The sequence below is a fragment of the Aeromonas sp. s10 genome, from assembly GCF_040907975.1.
In the GTDB taxonomy this organism is placed as follows: Bacteria; Pseudomonadota; Gammaproteobacteria; order Enterobacterales; family Aeromonadaceae; genus Aeromonas; species Aeromonas caviae.
On the sequence record NZ_JBFOCV010000041.1, the window covers coordinates 170,455 to 189,412 of the forward strand.

Annotated in this window: 14 protein-coding genes; 9 read left to right on the forward strand and 5 right to left on the reverse strand. The window is 62.8% G+C overall.

Features of this window, described 5'->3' with window-relative positions; translation table 11 throughout:
• The first annotated feature begins 318 nt into the window (after positions 1–318).
• Positions 319–2,163 carry a signal peptide peptidase SppA gene (gene sppA, locus AB5Y59_RS15440; RefSeq protein WP_103243630.1) on the forward strand — a complete coding sequence of 615 codons (1,845 nt, stop codon included), beginning with the start codon at positions 319–321 and terminating at the stop codon, positions 2,161–2,163.
• A gap of 62 nt (positions 2,164–2,225) precedes the next feature.
• Here sppA and AB5Y59_RS15445 read toward each other — a convergent pair whose 3' ends face one another.
• Both AB5Y59_RS15445 and AB5Y59_RS15450 read right to left on the reverse strand, forming a co-directional pair.
• The gene (locus AB5Y59_RS15445) at positions 2,226–2,783 is read right to left on the reverse strand and encodes an NUDIX domain-containing protein (RefSeq protein ID WP_103243631.1); all 558 of its coding nucleotides are present in this window, start codon (positions 2,781–2,783) and stop codon (positions 2,226–2,228) included.
• Positions 2,780–3,583, reverse strand: a complete 804-nt coding sequence (locus tag AB5Y59_RS15450) for a DUF2989 domain-containing protein (RefSeq protein WP_139738047.1) — start codon at positions 3,581–3,583, stop codon at positions 2,780–2,782. Before AB5Y59_RS15450 ends, AB5Y59_RS15445 begins: the two co-directional genes overlap by 4 nt.
• A 211-nt stretch (positions 3,584–3,794) precedes the next feature.
• Here AB5Y59_RS15450 and AB5Y59_RS15455 point away from each other — a divergent pair, with 211 nt between their 5' ends.
• Entirely contained in the window at positions 3,795–5,228 is a 1,434-nt protein-coding gene (locus AB5Y59_RS15455) for a glyceraldehyde-3-phosphate dehydrogenase (RefSeq protein ID WP_139738048.1), read from the forward strand.
• Positions 5,229–5,288: 60 nt separating this feature from the next.
• A complete protein-coding gene (locus tag AB5Y59_RS15460) occupies positions 5,289–5,582 on the forward strand; it encodes a YeaC family protein (protein ID WP_010675423.1) in 294 nt (97 codons plus the stop codon).
• A 224-nt stretch (positions 5,583–5,806) separates the two neighbouring features.
• On the opposite strand, the gene ansA is transcribed toward AB5Y59_RS15460, so the two are convergent.
• The gene (ansA, locus tag AB5Y59_RS15465; protein ID WP_010675424.1) at positions 5,807–6,814 is read right to left on the reverse strand and encodes an asparaginase; all 1,008 of its coding nucleotides are present in this window, start codon (positions 6,812–6,814) and stop codon (positions 5,807–5,809) included.
• A gap of 489 nt (positions 6,815–7,303) precedes the next feature.
• On the opposite strand from ansA, the gene gltS reads away from it, so the two are divergent.
• A complete protein-coding gene (gltS, locus tag AB5Y59_RS15470) occupies positions 7,304–8,503 on the forward strand; it encodes a sodium/glutamate symporter (protein ID WP_041215692.1) in 1,200 nt (399 codons plus the stop codon).
• Positions 8,504–8,677: 174 nt separating this feature from the next.
• On the opposite strand, the gene AB5Y59_RS15475 is transcribed toward gltS, so the two are convergent.
• Entirely contained in the window at positions 8,678–10,549 is a 1,872-nt protein-coding gene (locus tag AB5Y59_RS15475; RefSeq protein WP_139738049.1) for a methyl-accepting chemotaxis protein, read from the reverse strand.
• Between the two features lie 252 nt (positions 10,550–10,801).
• On the opposite strand from AB5Y59_RS15475, the gene prfB reads away from it, so the two are divergent.
• Positions 10,802–11,900 (forward strand): peptide chain release factor 2 gene (prfB, locus tag AB5Y59_RS15480; RefSeq protein ID WP_368212284.1). Its coding sequence is split into 2 segments (ribosomal slippage): positions 10,802–10,876 and positions 10,878–11,900, totalling 1,098 coding nucleotides; the frame shifts between segments, so codons are not numbered across the junction.
• 77 nt (positions 11,901–11,977) lie between these two features.
• Complete coding sequence (lysS, locus tag AB5Y59_RS15485) at positions 11,978–13,456, forward strand: lysine--tRNA ligase (protein WP_223302609.1); 1,479 nt, start codon at positions 11,978–11,980, stop codon at positions 13,454–13,456.
• 106 nt (positions 13,457–13,562) lie between these two features.
• Here the strand turns inward: lysS and AB5Y59_RS15490 are convergent, their stop codons facing one another.
• A complete protein-coding gene (locus tag AB5Y59_RS15490; protein ID WP_268451346.1) occupies positions 13,563–14,375 on the reverse strand; it encodes a PhzF family phenazine biosynthesis protein in 813 nt (270 codons plus the stop codon).
• 197 nt (positions 14,376–14,572) lie between these two features.
• Here AB5Y59_RS15490 and AB5Y59_RS15495 point away from each other — a divergent pair, with 197 nt between their 5' ends.
• The 3 genes from AB5Y59_RS15495 to AB5Y59_RS15505 are packed head-to-tail and all read left to right on the forward strand — an operon-like array spanning position 14,573 to position 18,868.
• A complete protein-coding gene (locus AB5Y59_RS15495; RefSeq protein WP_268451395.1) occupies positions 14,573–16,360 on the forward strand; it encodes an assimilatory sulfite reductase (NADPH) flavoprotein subunit in 1,788 nt (595 codons plus the stop codon).
• Entirely contained in the window at positions 16,360–18,072 is a 1,713-nt protein-coding gene (gene cysI / locus AB5Y59_RS15500; RefSeq protein WP_039040326.1) for an assimilatory sulfite reductase (NADPH) hemoprotein subunit, read from the forward strand. The genes AB5Y59_RS15495 and cysI overlap by 1 nt, the downstream gene beginning before the upstream one ends.
• Positions 18,062–18,868 (forward strand): phosphoadenylyl-sulfate reductase, encoded by an 807-nt coding sequence (locus tag AB5Y59_RS15505; protein WP_045525747.1) that lies wholly within the window; start codon positions 18,062–18,064, stop codon positions 18,866–18,868. Before cysI ends, AB5Y59_RS15505 begins: the two co-directional genes overlap by 11 nt.
• The last annotated feature ends 90 nt before the right edge of the window (positions 18,869–18,958 follow it).

Genomic DNA, 18,958 nt, shown 5'->3' on the forward strand with positions numbered 1-18,958 from the left:
TGCACTCCTTGTCGAGGTCGATGTGCACGGGGTCATGCTCCAGCCTTCCTGGCTGCCTCGGGTGACGGGCAGTAAAAAGAAGGGGTAGGTGGAGGTGGGGCCGGCTCATCGGGCCTTTCAGTTAATTTTTTGTTATCAAACTGGAGCTAGAGTAAAGAATCGAAAACTCTTTTTCAAACAAATGTTTGGACATTTTTTCAGCGAACAGCCGTGTTCCGAAGTGGCGGGGGGCAGTCGACTCAAGGGGAAATGGCAATTGGCTGCGCAACTGGTTAATAATGGCTGCTCTCAACCCATTAACAGGGCGACAACGCAGCTATGTCTATTTTCAAAGGTCTGGGATGGCTCTTTCGCAGCCTCTGGCGCCTGCTCAACTTTACCCGCTTGATGCTGGTCAACCTGCTGTTTCTTCTCGTCGTGCTGGTCATTGTCTTCAGCGTCAGCCAGAGCGAGACCCCAAGCACCCCCATCGAGGGGGCGCTCACCCTCAATCTCTCCGGTGTGCTGGTAGAACAGCGCACCCAGACCGATCCCACGGTGCAACTGCTCAGGCAGATGGACAAGGGGGACGAGCAGCCAAGCGAAATCGTCCTCTCCGATCTGCTGTGGGCCATCAAGAGCGCGGGGAATGACGATCGCATCAAGGCACTGGTGATCAAGCCCCAGGGTCTGCAAGGGGCCAGCCTCTCCAAACTGCAGGAGGTGACGGCCGCCATCGACGCCTTCAAGGAGAGCGGCAAGCCGGTCATCGCCATGGCGGACTACTACAGCCAGGGGGCCTATCTGCTCGCCGCCCACGCCGACCACGTGCTGCTCAACCAGAGTGGTGCCGTGCTGATCGAGGGGCTGGGTGTCTACCAGACCTATTTCAAGTCGGCGCTGGAGAAGCTCAATATCACCCCGCACGTCTTCAAGGTCGGCACCTACAAGTCCTTCGTCGAGCCCTACACCCGGGACGAGATGTCCCCCGAGAGCAAGGAGGCGAACCAGCGCTGGCTGGATCAGCTATGGCAATCCTATGTGGCCGACGTGGCGGAGCAGCGGGAGATCGAGCCGGATGCCGTCGCACCGAACAAGGATCACTTCCTCGAACTGCTGCGCAAGGCCGGCGGCAATGCGGCCAGTTACGCCCTCGACAACGGTCTGGTGGATCAGCTCGCCACCCGCGACGAGATGACCCAGGCGGTGATCAAGGAAGTGGGCGAGGCCGATGATCACGGCTGGAAGGGCGTGGGCCTGAAAGAGTATCTGGCCGCCATCCCGGAACAGTACCCCCAGAGCGGCAAGGATGAGGTAGGCCTCATCACCGCCAGCGGCGCCATCATGGATGGCGTCCAGCCTGCCGGCACCATTGGCGGCGACAGCCTTGCCGATCTGCTGGCCGAGGCCCGCCGTGACGATCAGGTGAAAGCCGTGGTGCTGCGAGTGGACAGCCCCGGCGGCAGCGCCTTTGCGGCCGAGCAGATCCGCGCCGAATTGCTGGCCCTGAAACAGGCAGGCAAGCCGGTGGTCATCTCCATGGGCAGCTACGCCGCCTCCGGTGGCTACTGGATCTCCGCCGATGCGGACAAGATCTTCGCCTCCCCCACCACCCTCACCGGTTCCATCGGGGTGTTCGGCATGTTCGCCACCATCGACAAGGCGCTCTCCCAGTACGGGGTACACACCGACGGCGTCGGCACCACCGACTTCGTGGGGGTCGGGCTGACCCGTGCCCTGCCGGATCACGTGGGTGAAGCCATTCAACTGAGCGTGGAAGACACCTATCAGCGCTTTGTCGGCCTGGTGGGCAAGGGCCGGGGCCTTAGCCCGGAAGAGGCGGAAAAAGCCGCCGAAGGCCGGGTCTGGACCGGGCAGGATGCCAAGGCACTGGGGCTGGTGGACGAGTTCGGCAATCTGGATGACGCCCTCAAGGCGGCCGCCGATCTCGCCAACCTCAAAAGTTGGCAGGTCACCCCCATCGCACCGGAAGAGTCGGCCAGGGACAAGTTCCTGCGCGAGCTGTTTGACAGCAGCGCCCAGGCGCTGGCCCCGCACCTGCAAAGCTGGCTGCCCGCCGGGCTTGGCAAGGCGCTGCTGGAGATGAACCGCGGTCTGGACCCGCTGACCCGCTTCAACGATCCCCAGGGCACCTACGCCTTCTGCCCGGTCTGTCTCCCCTGACGCCGGGGACAGCCATAAAAAAACCGCCGACAGGCGGTTTTTTTATGGGGCAAGCGGCCTTGTCAGGTCAGCAAGCCGGACGCTTGCCAGCGGTGCAACTCTGCCAGCACCCGGGTCTCTCGCGCCGTCCACTGGGGACAGGGACCCGCCAGCTGGGTCTTGTTGGTCTGCAGGGCCTCGGCCAGGGGGAACCAGCCCGGCGTGAAGCCGAGGCGGATCTCGTAGGGCTGGGGGCGCGGCGCACTCCAGTCCTCCCCGACCCGGCAGAGGTAATAGGACGATCGGATGCAGTAGGCATCGTAATCCGGCTCGCGCGCGGCACGATACTCCCGGGTCTCTCCCAGCAGGGGGCCCACGGCCACCAGCTCGGCGCCACACTCTTCCCGCAGCTCCCTGGCCAGGGCCGCATCGTGCGCCTCCCCGTGCTCGATGCCGCCACCGGGGAACATGAGATCCCCGTTGACGCGGGAGTGCACCAGCAGCAGTCGATCACCACGCATCACCACGGCCCTCACCGTGGCCCGTTCAAGCACCCTGTCCTCGCCGCGGATCTGGCCGTGCACGAGACGGATATCGAAGGGATGGGCCCACTCCCGGACCTCTGTCAGGGTCGAATTCATGGTGTGCGGTAGCTCCCCTGCCTGAGTGCATCGACGATGGTGGCCGCCTGGTCGTCCAGCGTCTCCTGCTCCTCCTTGCCGATGGCATGGTAAATGCCGAGCCGGGTGGCGGAGACCTCGGGGCTCTCCTGGAATGACTCGCTCACCTTGCCCCACAGATAGGCCTGATCAAATCGCTTCTGCCCCATGTAGAGGGTGCTGAGGGCGGTGAGGATCCGGCTGTTGACCTTGTCCCCCTCCCGATAGAGGGAGAGCGCATGGTGCATCAGCCTGATGGCCTTCTCGGGCTCGCTCTTGGCATAGATGCCGCCGAGCGCCAGTTGCAGCTCGGGCTCCTCGAGGCTCGGCGTCCCCTCCTGCGCGAGGAAGCTGGCGCGGGCCTCGGGACTGGTGTTGTTGGTCCAGTGCCAGAGCAGCAGGTAGGGATCCCGGGAGTTCCGGGTTTGCGCATCCAGCTGTTCCAGTTGACGGCCGGCGGCCAGCATCCCTTCCACTCTGGGGCTCTTCTGCTCCCTGGCCCGCTTGTACTCGATGTTGGTGGAGTGCTCGGCGCACTGCAGATAACGCTCCAGGCCGCGCATCAGATCGTACTTGCGCCTGTCCGTCCCCTCTTCCTGGAGATAGTAACGACCGCGAATGACGTCGCTGCGCTCATAGCGACACCAGCCGTCGTCCACCAGGTCCGCGCACAGGGCGGGATATTGGGAGCAGATGTTGTGGATCCTGTCGTCGTCGCAGGCCGTCAACGTCAGGCAACAAGCGAGGGAAAGCAGTAACGGACGCTGTGAGAATAGGGTCATGGTTCACATCTGGTTGATAACAATCGCAACCCGCACCGGCCACCGCCAACTAGCAAACAGGCTACATATCCATTACAATGCGCGCGCCGTATAAGGCCGCGATTGCAGAATAATATAACGAAACCATCAGCCCTACACTGATCTGCCTTCGACGAATTTCAATTTGCCCAGGCAACTTGCTTCAACAACGTGAAATAAAAGGATCTGGTTAATGACCCACGAGCACTACTTGCAGGCGTGGCAGGAGAGCCAGGAGCTCGCCGAAGCCATGCAACCCTTGATAGGTCGCCTCTACCGACAGCAAGGGATAGAGATCACCCTCTACGGACGCCCCCTGCAAAACGCCTCCACCATCGATATCCTCAAGGCCCACCGGGTCGTTCGCCGCCACCAGGGAGCCCCCCTCCCTATCCAACAGAGCTTTCCCCTGCTGCAAGCCATCCTGGCCCTGAACCCGACCGCCGCCGAAGTCGATCTCGGCAAACTGGCCGTGGGCTACTGGCAGGATCACCAGGATGAAGCCGGCATCGAGGACTATCTGCGCGCCAAGCTGGCACCGGCCCTGAACCGCAGTGCCGTGCCCGCCCCGACCGACGTGGTGCTCTACGGCTTCGGTCGCATCGGCCGCCTGCTGGCCCGTCTGCTCATCGAGCGCACCGGCGCCGCCAACTCCCTGCGCCTGCGCGCCATCGTGGTGCGCGGCGGTCGCGACGGGGATCTGGAGAAGCGTGCCAGCCTGCTGCGCCGCGATTCGGTGCACGGCCCCTTCAACGGCTCCATCGAGGTGGATGTGGAACGCAGCGCCATCATCGCCAATGGCACCTTCATCCAGGTGATCTACGCCAACAGCCCGGCCGACATCGACTACACCGCCTACGGCATCGACAATGCGCTGATCGTTGACAACACCGGCGTCTGGCGTGACGAGGCGGGCCTGTCCGAGCACCTCAGGGCCCGCGGCGCCGCCCGGGTACTGCTGACCGCCCCCGGCAAGGGGGAGATGAAGAACGTGGTGTTCGGGGTCAACCACGAGGTGATAGGTCCGGATGACAAGATAGTCTCCGCCGCCTCCTGCACCACCAACGCCATCACCCCGGTGCTCAAGGTGATGCAGGACAAGTACGGCATCCGCCATGGCCACGTGGAGACGGTCCACTCCTACACCAACGATCAGAACCTCATCGACAACTATCACAAGGGCGAGCGCCGCGGTCGCAGCGCAGCCCTCAATATGGTGATGACCAGCACCGGTGCCGCCAAGGCGGTGGCCAAGGCGCTGCCGGAGCTCAAGGGCAAGTTGACCGGCAACGCCATCCGGGTGCCCACACCCAACGTGTCCCTGGCCATCATCAACCTGTCGCTGGAACAGACCACCGATCGGGAGAGCCTCAACGCCTATCTGCAGCAGATGGCGCTGAGCTCGGCCCTGCATCGCCAGATCGACTTCAGCGCCAGCACCGAGCTGGTCTCCTCCGACATGGTGGGCTCCCGTTTTGCGGGCATCGTCGACTCCCAGGCCACCATCGCCGAGGGGGATCACTGCGTGCTCTACGTGTGGTATGACAACGAGTTCGGGTACAGTTGTCAGGTAGTACGGGTGATGGAGCAGATGGCTGGCGTAGTCCGCCAGGATCTACCGGTATAGTCCGACAGGATCTGCCCGCCGGAACCCGTGTTCATGGCTCAATTTTCAAGGAGAGGCCGGATGTCGTCTCAGCAAGTGACGTTTCAACAAGCGATAGCGCAGATGCCCAAAGAGGTGTACGAGCGGCTCAAGACTGCGGTCGAGCTCGGCAAATGGCCGGATGGCAAGCCCCTCACCGAGGAGCAGAAGGCCACTTCCCTGCAGGCCGTGATGGCCTGGCAGGCGATGCACCTTGAGAACCCCGAGCACATGAACATCGGCCGTGACGGCGAGATCGTGATGAAGAGCAAGAGCGAGCTCAAGCGCCAGTATCGCGATGAGGAAGAGATAGTACGGGTAGACCTTAGCCACTGAGACTGACCCGCCCGCCACGACTAAAAAGGGGAGCCAGTATGGCTCCCCTCTCTTTTCCCCTCTCCCCCATGGTAGGGAGGTCAGCAGCTGTTCACGACCTGTCGCGAGAAGACGTCAGCAAGGTGAAGAGCAGCGCAGGAACCGGAGCGTATAGATATACGTGAGGATTCCGAGCAGCACATGAGCCTTGACCACGGCTTCGCAGTAAGGTCGTGGACAGTTTCTCAGGGGGTCAGTTCACCCCGCAGAGACTGCTGCATCAGCTCGCGGATGCGCGGCGCCGGCAGATCCTGGCTCAGCAGGAAGTGCAGCTTGGTGAGCGCCGCCTCGGCGGTCATGTCAAAGCCCGAGATGACTCCCGCACGGGAGAGGGCGTTGCCGGTGGCATAGCCCCCCATGTTGACCTTGCCGTGCAGGCACTGGCTCAGGTTGACGATGATGACGCCTCGGGCAGATGCCTCGGAGAGCAGCGCCAGCATGGCCGGGTTCTGGGGCGCATTGCCCACCCCGAAGGAGAGCAGGATCAGCGCACGCACCGGCTGTTGCAGGATGTTCGCTATCACCTCCGCCGATATCCCCGGATAGAGGGTCACCACCCCGATGGGCTGGGGGGTGATGTCGTGCAGCACCAGGGGGCGATCGCACGGCACGCCCAGCTCACCTGCCTCCAGGGAGATGGCGATACCGGCATTGAGCAGGGGCGGGTAGTTGGGCGAGTCGAAGGCGTGGAAGCCGTCGGCATGCACCTTCTTGCTGCGGTTGCCGCGATAGAGCTGGTTGTTGAAGAAGAGCGTCACCTCGTGGATCGGGTAGTTGGCCGCGATATAGAGGGCGTTGAGCAGGTTCTGCTGACCGTCCGAGCGCAGCTCGGCCAGGGGGATCTGGGAGCCGGTGATGATGACCGGCTTGTGCAGATCTTCGAGCATGAAGGAGAGCGCAGACGCGGTGAACGACATGGTGTCGGTGCCGTGCAGAATGACGAAACCGTCGTACTTGTCGTAGTTGCCCTTGATATCCTCGGCGATGCGCTGCCAGTCTGCCGGCGTCATGTCGGAAGAGTCGATGAGGGGGGCATATTCGTGGATATGGTAATCGGGCATTTCCGGTCGATGGAACTCGGGCATCCGTGCCAGACAGTCCTCCATGAAGCCCGCCATCGGTACATAACCGTGGTCGGAACGCTGCATCCCTATGGTGCCGCCTGTGTAGGCAATGTAGATGGACTTCTTCACACCCTCTCCTCTCTCTGGACTGGAAACCGGCAAATCAAACAGGGCTCAACCGATACAGCCCCCGTCCTTCAGATGGTGCGGGCGGGCTCAATATCGGTCATCAGCAGACCTCTTGAGGGTCTGTGTCCTCCCGTGGGGGCGGAACCGGGCGAATTATAAAGAGTGCCGCTGCAAATGACAGCCGCAGCAGCATTGTTGCGATCCGGAGCACACTCGGCAAGGCAGTTTTAAATGCCATGTTAACACCATGTTTTAATCATTAATGTGACATATGTGGATGTACTTGGTGTTTTTTGCTAGTATCCGGCGGATTTTTCACAAATCTCATCTGGACGCCCGACGAACACGGGCTCGTGTCGACCCCCTCTTTTGCAGAGGGACGGGGCTGCGGCCCCTCTGTCACTGGCGCGTTCGCCACTCTGTTTCATCCCGGCTGGATCCGTGAGTCTTTCTCGCCAAAGACACAGCCGATCAACATGGGAGCACTGAATGCTACAACTTGATGCCTACGCCACCCTGGTCGCCGCGACCCTGGTGCTGCTGCTTGGCCGCCTGCTGGTCAACAAGATAGGACCCCTGCGCACTTTCAACATCCCCAAACCCGTGGCCGGTGGCCTGGTGGTTGCCCTGGTGCTGCTGGTGCTGCGTTCCACCCTGCAGATCGAACTGCAATTTGATACCAGCCTGCAGACGGCCCTGATGCTGACCTTCTTCGCCTCCATCGGCCTCTCCGCCGATCTGGGCAGCCTCAAGCGCGGCGGCAAGGCGGTGGCCACCTTCCTGCTGGTGGTCACCGGCCTGCTGCTGGTGCAGAACACCCTGGGGGTGGGTCTGGCCACCCTGCTGGGGCTGGATCCCCACATGGGGCTGCTGGCCGGCTCCATCACCCTCTCCGGCGGCCACGGCACCGGGGCGGCCTGGGGCTCCATCTTCACCGAGAAATACGGCGTGCAATCCGCCGCCGAGCTGGCGATTGCCTGTGCCACCTTCGGCCTGGTGCTGGGGGGCCTCATCGGCGGCCCGGTGGCCCGTTATCTGGTGAAGAAAGTGCAGGTGCCCGGTGAGGAGCACAACCGTGACGGCGCCCCCCAGGGCTTCGAGATGCCGGACATGGAGCGCCCGCTCACCACCTTCAGCCTGATCGAGACCCTGGCACTCATCGCCATCAGCCTGAAAGGGGGCGAAATGCTGGCCCTCTACCTCAAGGGCGGCGTCTTCGAGTTGCCGATCTTCGTCTGCGTGCTGTTCGTCGGCGTGCTGCTGCGCAACCTGCTCACCCTGCTCAACTGGCACGAAGTGAGCGACCGTGAGGTCTCCCTGCTCGGCAACGTCAGCCTGTCGCTCTTCCTCGCCATGGCGCTGATGAGCCTCAAGCTGTGGGAGCTGGCAAGCCTGGCCCTGCCCATCTTCATCCTGCTGGCCGTGCAGACGGTAGCGATGGCGCTCTACGCCATCTTCGTCACCTTCCGGGTCATGGGGCGCAACTATGATGCGGCCGTGCTGGCGGCGGGTCACTGCGGCTTCGGCCTCGGCGCCACCCCCACGGCCATTGCCAACATGCAGGCCATTACCCAGCGCTTCGGCCCCTCCCACCTGGCTTTCCTGGTGGTGCCCATGGTCGGAGCCTTCTTCATCGACATCATCAACGCTGTGGTGATCAAGCTGTTCCTGGCCCTGCCCTTCCTGTGATCCCGGACGCAGGCCCCGTATGACAGAGCCCACCTTGCGGTGGGCTCTTTGCTTGCTGGCCCCTGGACGCTGCCCCGACCCTCACCAAGGGGCCGACTGCAGGCAACAAAAAGCCCCGCACCAAGGTGCGGGGCTTTTTACTGACGCCACGGTAGAACTGCGGCCTGACCTTCCTTACAAAATAAAGGTCGACACCTGCTGGTTCAGGTTGGTGGCACGCCCCTTGAGGTTGTGCGCCTGATCCAGGTCGCGCATGGCGGAAGCGGTGATCTCGTCGCTCACATCCTTGATGGCGGTGGTGTTCTGGGTGATTTCACCGGTCACCTGGGTCTGCTCCTCGGCGGCGGTGGCGATCTGGCCCGCCATGTCGGAGATGAGGCTGACGGCCTGGGTGATCTCCTCCAGAGCCGCAGCGGCAGCGTCGGCATCCTTCACGCTGTTGTCCGCCAACCCCTGGCTGGTCTGCATCAGGCTCACCGCGCGGGCCGTGGTCTGTTGCAGGGTTTCGATGGTGGACTGGATCTCCTGGGTGGAATCCTGGGTACGGCGTGACAGCACCCGCACCTCGTCCGCCACCACGGCGAAACCGCGACCCTGTTCACCGGCACGGGCCGCTTCAATGGCCGCGTTCAGCGCCAGCAGGTTGGTCTGCTCGGCGATGCCCTGGATGGTGGAGAGGATGCCGGAGATGGCCTGGGCGTGACGGCTCAGCTCACCGATGACGCCGGTCGCCTGCCCCACTTCCTCGGCCAGGTTGTTGATGGACTGGCGAGTCTGGTTCACCAGGATCTTGCCCTGTTCACTGCTCTGGGCGGATTGCTGGGCGGCGGCAGCGGTGTTCTCGGCGTTGCCCGCGATCTCCATGGTGGCACTCGCCATCTCGGTGACGGCGGTGGCGACCATGGTCACCTCCTGTTGCTGGCGTTGCAGCTCTTCCACCGCGGCCTGGTTGGTCACCAGACTGCGTTCGGCATCGGCGTTCAGCTCGTTGGCAAGCTGACGGATGTTGGCGATGAGCTGATGCTGGCTGCCCACGAAGCGGTTGAAGCTGCCGGCGAGCTGGCCCACTTCGTCATTGGCGTCGATCTTGATGCGCTGGGTCAGATCGCCGTTACCGTCGGCGATGCGGGCCAGGGCCTGGGACACCTTGGTGAGGGGGCCGAGCAGCAGACTGACCAGCCAGGAGATGGCGAGGATGCTGCCCACCAGCACCAGCAGGGCCAGGCCGAGCTGGGTCATCAGCAGGGAGGAGAGCGGCGCCTCCAGGGTGCTCTTGTCCAGTACCAGCACCAGCTCCCAGTCGGTGTCCGGAATGTCCGTCGCCCACAGCAGCTTGTCACGCCCCTCGCTGTCGAAGAAAGCAGGCACCAGGCTGTTGCTCGCCTTGCTCTGATCGATCAGGGCATTGGTCAGATCGTTGTCGATCTCGCTGGCCGGCTTCATCGCCTTGGCCGCATCCTTGTAGGCGATGACGGTGCCATCCTTGTGCATCAGGATGGCGAAGCCGTCCGCCGGCAGCTTCATCTTGGTGATGTCATCCACCAGGGAGGCAATGGAGAGATCCCCCCCCACCACGCCGCCCTGGGCAGGCTGGGCCAGGGTCACCACCAGAATGTTGTAGGCCACGTCGAGGTAGGGTTTGGTGACGATCATGCCGCCCTTGGCCATGGCTTCCTGATACCAGCCACGGGAGCGGGGATCGTAACCGTCGCGGTTGATGGAGGGGTCGGAGTCGTTCATCTTGCCGCTGCCCTCACCGAAATAGGTGAGCTGGAAACGGCCGGACACCTGAGCCTGTTGCAGGGCGTTGAGGGGCTCGGCACCGGCCTTGTTGCCAAGGGCCTGGATGACGTCACGACGGGCCGCGAGCCAGTCGCTGACGCTGGCGGCCTGCTGGCTGCCGAGGCGCTGCACCTGTTCCTGACTGCCTTGCAGCAGCATGGACTTCTGGCTGGTGTAGCTCTGCCAGGAGAGCAGCAGGATCACCAGTGACAAGGCGATGACCACAGACAACAGTATCTTCTGCTTGAGTGATAGGTTTTTCATCGTGTTTTCTTCTTGTGGGGGTCGGGAACAGGATCAATCGGGAGTGCGTGGCACTGTGTGTTGTTAGCGGCCAATCCGCGCAAAACTGAAGCGGAGAATGGCGTGAGTGACGATATTTTACGCGGAAATTTTAAAAATGCTGCGGAAAATTGGAGCAGGAAAAAGAGCGGGGCCAGCCAACCCTGTTTATTCCTTCTGCAATTGGCTAGAATATCCCGTTTTTAAATCACATCGACCCCGAGAGTTTTCACGATGTTTGAAGTCAATCCTGTATTAAACAAGCTTAAGGAGCTGTCTGAGAGGACCGAGCTGCTTAGGGGGTACCTTTGACTATGACGCCAAGAAAGAGCGTCTAGAAGAGGTCAATGCCGAGCTGGAACAGCCGGATGTCTGGAACGAACCCGAGCGCGCACAGGCGCTGGGCAAGGAGCGCGTCTCCCTGGAGAACGTCGTCAGCACCATCGATACCCTGACCCAGGGCGTCGATGACGTCGAGATGCTGGTCAGCCTGGCCGTCGAAGGTGAAGACGAAGAGACCTTCAACGAAGCCGTGGTCGAAGCGGACGAGCTGGAGGCCAAGCTGGTGGATCTCGAGTTCCGTCGCATGTTCTCCGGTCAGCACGACGGTTCCGACTGCTACATCGACATCCAGTCCGGTTCCGGTGGCACCGAGGCCCAGGACTGGGCCAACATGGTGCTGCGCATGTACCTGCGCTGGGGCGATGCCCACGGCTACAAGCCCGAGCTCATCGAATGCTCCGAGGGCGACGTGGCCGGCATCAAGTCCGCCACCATCAAGTTCACCGGCGAGTATGCCTTCGGCTGGCTGCGCACCGAGACCGGCGTGCACCGTCTGGTACGCAAGTCGCCGTTCGATTCCGGCGGCCGTCGCCACACCTCGTTCTGCTCCGTGTTCGTCTACCCCGAGATCGATGATGACATCGAGATCGAGATCAACCCGGCTGATCTTCGCATCGACGTCTACCGAGCCTCCGGTGCGGGTGGTCAGCACGTCAACCGGACCGAGTCCGCGGTGCGTATCACCCACGTGCCGACCGGCGTGGTGGTGCAGTGCCAGAACGACCGTTCCCAGCACAAGAACAAAGATCAGTGTATGAAGCAGTTGAAGGCCAAGCTCTACGAGCTGGAAATTCAAAAGCAGAACGCTGAGAAGCAAGCCCTCGAAGAGACCAAGTCCGACATCGGCTGGGGCAGCCAGATCCGCTCCTACGTACTGGATGATTCCCGTATCAAGGATCTGCGCACCTGCGTCGAAACCCGCAATACCCAATCGGTACTCGACGGCGACTTGGACAAGTTTATCGAAGCCAGCCTGAAATCAGGCCTGTAAACAGAGCAGCAGGAATCACCATGTCTGAACAAACCACCACCCCGGAAGTCGACCAGACTCTCGAACTGAACAACGAGATGCTTGAGCGTCGCTCCAAGCTGGCCGCCTTGCGCGCCCAGGGCAACCCCTTCCCCAACGACTTCCGTCGTGACAGCCTCTCCGGCGATCTGCACGCCGAATTCGGCGACAAGAGCAATGACGAGCTGGTCGCCCTGGGTAAACAGGTGAAGATTGCCGGTCGCATCATGACCCGCCGGATCATGGGCAAGGCATCTTTCGCGACCCTGCAGGACATGGCTGGCAAGATCCAGATCTACGTGACCCGTGACGATCTGCCGGAAGGCTTCTACAACGAGCAGTTCAAGAAGTGGGATCTGGGTGACATCGTCGGTGTCGAGGGTACCCTGTTCCGCACCAACGCCGGTGAGCTCTCCGTACACGTCTCCACCATCCGCCTGCTGACCAAGGCCCTGCGCCCGCTGCCCGAGAAGCACAAGGGTCTGACCGACCAGGAAGCCCGCTGCCGCCAGCGTTACCTGGACCTGATCGCCAACGAAGAGTCCCGCAAGACCTTCGTGACCCGCACCAAGGTGGTGGCCGGCATTCGCAAGTTCCTGAACGACAAGCGCTTCATGGAAGTGGAAACCCCCATGATGCAAGTCATCCCAGGTGGCGCCTCCGCACGTCCCTTCATCACCCACCACAATGCGCTGGACATCGACATGTACCTGCGTATCGCTCCGGAACTCTATCTGAAGCGTCTGGTGGTCGGTGGTTTCGAGCGTGTCTACGAGATCAACCGCAACTTCCGCAACGAAGGCATCTCCGTTCGCCATAACCCCGAGTTCACCATGCTCGAGTTCTATATGGCCTACGCCGATTACATCGATCTGATGGATCTCACCGAAGAGATGCTGCGCACTCTGGCGCAAGACATCCTGGGCGACACCAGGATCCGTTACGCCAAAGAGGGCGAAGAGGGCCTGACCATCGATTTCGGTCAGCCGTTCCAGCGCCTCTCCATGGTCGACTCCATCCTGAAGTACAACCCGGGTGTGACCCGTGACGATCTGGCCACCCTGGAGAAGGCCACCGCCGTCGCCAAGGGTCTGAAGATCGAGCTGATGAAGAGCTGGGAGCTGGGCCACGTGATCACCGCGATCTTCGAAGAGACCGTGGAACACATGCTGCTGCAACCGACCTTCATCACCGAGTACCCGGCCGCCGTCTCCCCGCTGGCCCGTCGCAACGACCAGAACCCGGACGTCACCGACCGCTTCGAGTTCTTCATCGGCGGCCGCGAGCTGGCCAACGGCTTCTCCGAGCTGAACGATGCGGAAGATCAGGCCGAGCGCTTCCAGGCCCAGGTTGACCAGAAAGCCGCAGGGGACGACGAAGCCATGTTCTACGACGCCGACTTCGTCACCGCGCTCGAACACGGTCTGCCGCCGACCGCCGGTCAAGGTATCGGCATCGACCGTCTGGTGATGCTGTTCACCAACAGCCACACCATCCGCGACGTCATCCTGTTCCCGGCCTTGCGTCCACAAAAGTAAGCGCCGCAGAAACAGGGCCGTAGCAAAACGCTGCCGTCCATGGCAATCAAAACGCCCCGCAATTGCGGGGCGTTTTTTTATGCAGAAGTCACACAGTGACGAACGGTCATCGGTCCGCTGGTGCGACAGGCGGCAGCAGCCACTCCCCCTGCCACAGGGTCAGTGCCCGGCCCGCCATCAGCACCCGCTCCTCCTGCAATTCCAGCCTGAGATCCCCGCCTCGGGCCGAGATCTGGCGGGCCCGCAATTGCCGTTTGCCGAGCCGCTCGGCCCAGAAGGGCACCAGGGCGCAGTGGTTGGAGCCGGTCACCGGATCCTCGTCCACCCCGACCCAGGGGGCGAAGTAGCGGGAGACGAAGTCGTCCTCCTTCCGGCTCGATGGCGCCGTCACCATGATCCCCCGGCCCGGCAGCGCCCGCAGGGCGTGAAAATCGGGGGTGAGCGCGCGGACCTCTTCCTCGCTACCGAGCTCAAGCAGGAACTTGGCCCCGGCCGCCAGGGTTTGCAGCGGCTGGCAGCCAAGAGCAGCCCCATAGGCAGGGTCCAGCTCGAGGGGCGCCAGGGCAATGCGCAGAAAATCGAGCCAGATCCACTCCCCTTCCCGCCGGGCCACCAGCTCGCCGCTGCGGGTCGCGAAGCGGATGGGGAGCTCCCCTGACACCTCCCCCGTCTGCCACAGCACATGGGCCGCCGCCAGGGTGCCATGGCCGCACAAGTCCACCTCCACTTGCGGAGTGAACCAGCGCAACCCGTAATGCCCCTCCCCCAGTTGGGTCAGAAAGGCACTCTCAGAGAGGTTGAACTCCGCTGCCATGGCCTGCAGCTCGGCGTCGGGCCGCGCTTCCCCCAGCACCACCACGGCGGGGTTGCCTCCGAAGGGGTGATGGCTGAAGGCGTTGACATGATAGAGACGGGACATGGTTGCTCCTTGGGGCATGAGAGATCCCCGGGACAGGGGCTCGGCAAGGCCATTTTTATATCACGGGCGCCCCGGGGCTGAGATGGATTTTGGCTTTATAAATTCATAAATCGCATAAAGAAGATATTTTTATTCTTTGTTGTTATTCATTACACCCCTTACCCTGACCAAAAATCAGACCATGGAAGACATGTGTGATGCCATTGACAGCCCCCACCCTGAGCCCGCTCTCTGACGAACAGCAGCGCCAGCTCAACCAAGTTCTCACCACCCTCAATACCCAGCAACTGGCCTGGGTCAGCGGTTATCTCTACGGCCTCTCCCAGGCGGGCGTCCAACCCGTGGCGAGCGCAGGTGCAGAAGCCGCGGCACCCGGCGGCAGCCTGACCATTCTCTACGGCTCCCAGACCGGGAATGCCAAGGGCGTGGCCAGCGCCATCAAGGCCCAGGCCGAGGCCCGCGGCCTGCCGGTGACCCTCACCTCCATGGCGGACTACAAACCCAAGCAGCTCAAGAAAGAGAGCCACCTGCTGGTGGTAGTGAGCACTTACGGGGAGGGGGAGCCCCCCGAGAGCGCCGTCGATCTGTTCGAGCAGCTTAAAAAAGGCAAGATTGGCAAACTCGAGGGCCTCAAGTTTGCCGTGCTGGGGCTGGGTGACAGCTCCTATGAGTTCTTCTGTCAGACCGGCAAGGATTTCGATGGTTTCCTCGCCAAAGCGGGGGCCGAGCGCATCCATGAGCTAGCTAGCCTCGATGTGGATTATCAGGATGCCGCCAAGGCCTGGGGCGAGCAGGCCGTTGCGGCGGTCGCCGCCACCCTCTCTGCCGGCGCCGCGACCGCCAGCGTGGCGGGCTCGGTGCAGGCCGCCGTCGGCCACAGCCAGTACAACAAGGAGAACCCCTTCCCGGCCAGACTCTCGGTGAACCAGAAGATCACCGGCCGCGACTCCACCAAGGACATCCGTCACATCGAGATCAACCTGGAAGAGTCCGGCATCACCTATCAACCGGGGGATGCGCTCGGTATCTGGTTCGACAACGACGCCGATCTCGTGGGGGAAGTGCTGGCCCTGACCGGTCTGACCGGTGACGAGGCCACCCCCCATGGCAGCCTGCGTGAGGCGCTGACCCGTCACTACGAGCTGACCCGGCTGCACGGGGGCCTGATCACTGGCCTCGCCGAGATCACGGACAACGCGGCGCTGAAGGATCTGGCCGGTGACAAGGCCCAGGTCAACGCCCTGGTCGCCTCTGCTCAAGTGGTGGACGTACTGAAACGCTTCCCGGCTTCCTTGAGTGCCGATCAACTGATCGCACTGCTGCGCCCCCTCACCCCCCGCCTCTACTCCATCGCCTCCGCCCAGAGCGAGGTGGAAGAAGAGGTGCACCTGACCGTCGGCGTGGTGCGCTACCGCCAGGAAGATGGCACAGTGCGAAGCGGCGGCGCCTCCTCCTATCTGGCGGACCGTCTGCCGGAAGATGCCGAGGTCCGGGTGTTCGTGGAGCACAACGACAACTTCCGCCTGCCCGCCAATCCCGACACCCCCGTCATCATGGTCGGCCCGGGCACCGGCATTGCCCCGTTCCGCGCCTTCCTGCAGGAGCGGGAAGCACAGGGGGCAGAGGGCAAGAACTGGCTCTTCTTCGGCAACCCCCACTTCACCCAGGACTTCCTCTATCAGGTGGAGTGGCAGCGTTATGTGAAATCGGGCCTGCTGTCCAAGATCTCCCTGGCCTTCAGCCGGGATCAGGCCAACAAGATTTATGTGCAGGACCGCCTGCGCGAGGCAGGGCTTGAGCTCTACCAGTGGCTGGAAGCAGGCGCTCACTTCTATGTGTGTGGCGACGCCAACCACATGGCGAAGGATGTGCAGGAAGCCCTGCTGGAAGTGATTGCGGAACACGGCCACAAGAGCCGTGAGGAAGCAGAAGAGTATCTGAGCGAATTGCGTCGTGCCAAACGTTATCAAAGGGATGTCTATTGATGAGCAAACAACTTATTCCGGGACCGGTCGAAGGGCCGCTGGCTGACAACGAACGCCTCAAGCGCGAGAGCAACTTCCTGCGCGGCACCATCGCCGAAGATCTGCAGGACCCGCTCACCGGCGGCTTCAACGGCGACAACTTCCAGCTGATCCGCTTCCACGGCATGTATCAGCAGGATGACCGCGACATCCGCCCGGAGCGCGCCGCCCAGAAGCTGGAGCCCCTGCACAACGTCATGCTGCGCGCCCGCCTGCCCGGCGGCATCATCACCCCGGCCCAGTGGCAGGTGATCGACAAGTTCGCCGAAGAACACAGCATGTACGGCAGCATCCGCCTGACCACCCGCCAGACCTTCCAGTTCCACGGGGTACTGAAGCGCGACATCAAGCTGATGCACCAGACCCTCAACAGCACAGGTATCGACTCCATCGCCACCGCGGGGGACGTAAACCGCAACGTGCTCTGCACCAGCAACCCGGTGGAGTCCGAGTTGCACCAGGAGGCCTACGAGTGGGCCAAGAAGATCTCCGAACACTTGCTGCCCAAGACCCGCGCCTACGTGGAGATCTGGCTGGATGGCGAGAAGCTGGGGGGTGACGAGGAGCCGATCCTGGGCTCCAACTACCTGCCGCGCAAATTCAAGACAACCGTGGTCATCCCGCCCCACAACGATGTGGACATCCACGCCAACGATCTCAACTTCGTGGCCATTGCCGATCACGGCAAGCTGGTGGGCTTCAACGTGCTGGTGGGGGGCGGTCTGGCCATGACCCACGGCGACACCACCACCTACCCGCGCAAAGCGAGCGACTTTGGCTTCATTCCGCTCTCCCACGTGCTGGAGGTGGCGGCCGCCGTGGTCAGCACCCAGCGCGACTGGGGCAACCGGGTCAACCGCAAGAACGCCAAGACCAAGTACACCCTTGAACGGGTGGGGGTCGAGGCCTTCAAGGCCGAGGTGGAGAACCGCGCCGGCATCCAGTTCGGGCCGGTTCACCCCTATGAATTCACCAGTCGTGGCGATCGCTTCGGCTGGGTGGAGGGGATCGACGGCAAACACCACCTGACCCTGTTTATCGAGAACGGCCGCCTGCTGGACTTCCCGGGCAAGCCCCTCAAGACCGGCATGCTGGAGATCGCCAAGGTGCATCAGGGGGACTTCCGCCTCACCGCCAACCAGAACCTCATCATCGCGGGCGTGCCTGCCGGCGAGAAGGCACGCATCGAGGCGCTGGCACGCCAGTACGGTCTGCTGGATGACGGCGTGAGCGAGCAGCGCAAGCAGTCCATGGCCTGTGTAGCCCTGCCCACCTGCCCCCTGGCAATGGCCGAGGCCGAGCGCATGCTGCCTGCCTTCGTCACCGACATCGAGGGGCTGCTGGCCAAGCACGGCCTGGCGGATGACGCCATCATCTTCCGGGTCACCGGCTGCCCCAACGGCTGCGGCCGCGCCATGCTGGCGGAAGTGGGTCTGGTGGGCAAGGCGCCGGGTCGCTACAACCTGCACCTGGGGGGCAACCTCGAGGGGACCCGCATCCCGCGCCTGCACCTGGAGAACATCACCGAGCCGCAGATCCTGGCCGAACTGGACGCCCTGATCGGCCGCTGGGCGAGCGAACGCAACCCGGACGAGTGCTTCGGCGATTTTGTCATTCGCGCCGGCATCATCGCCCCGGTTATCGACTCCGCGAGGGACTTCTATGCAGCCTGAACAGACTGATACAGCCCGGCTGGCGCGCACCGCCGACGGCCGGCTCGACCTCGACGCCCTCCTGGCCCTGGGCCGGGAGGAGCAGGTCGAGGCGCTGGCCCCCCTCAACCGGGCGCTGGACGCCATGAGCGCCCCCGAGCGGGTGCGCTGGGCCCTGGCCAACCTGCCGGGGGAGCATGTGCTGTCGTCGAGTTTCGGTATCCAGGCGGCGCTCATGCTGCACCTGGTGAGCCGCGAGCGGGCCGACGTGCCCGTGGTGCTGACCGACACCGGTTATCTCTTCCCCGAGACCTACCGTTTCATCGACGAGCTGACCGAGCGTCTCGCGCTCAACCTCAAGATCTACCGGGCCGAACTCAGCCCGGCCTGGCAGGAGGCCCGCTTCGGCCTCCTGTGGGAGCAGGGGGTGGAGGGGATCACCCGTTACAACCAGCTCAACAAGGTGGAGCCCATGGACCGCGCCCTGAACGAGCTGGGTGCCCGCACCTGGTTCTCGGGCCTGCGCCGTGAGCAGTCCGGCAGCCGGGGCAAGCTGCCGGTGCTGGCCATCCAGCGCGGTCGCTTCAAGTTCCTGCCGGTGATCGACTGGAGCAACAAGGACGTCTTCTACTACTTCAAGGAGTTCGACCTCCCCTACCACCCCTTGTGGGAGCAGGGTTACCTCTCGGTCGGCGACGTGCACACCACCGCCAAGTGGGAGCCCGGCATGAGCGAGGAGCAGACCCGCTTCTTCGGCCTCAAGCGCGAGTGTGGCCTGCATGAGGAAGGTGGCGAGAGCGACGGCTCCGGCATCTGATCCCCCGGTCCGGCCATGTGCTGCGCCCCGCCCACAAAAAAACGCCCGGCAACTGCCGGGCGTTTTTCTTTGTGCAGAAGGGCGACGTAC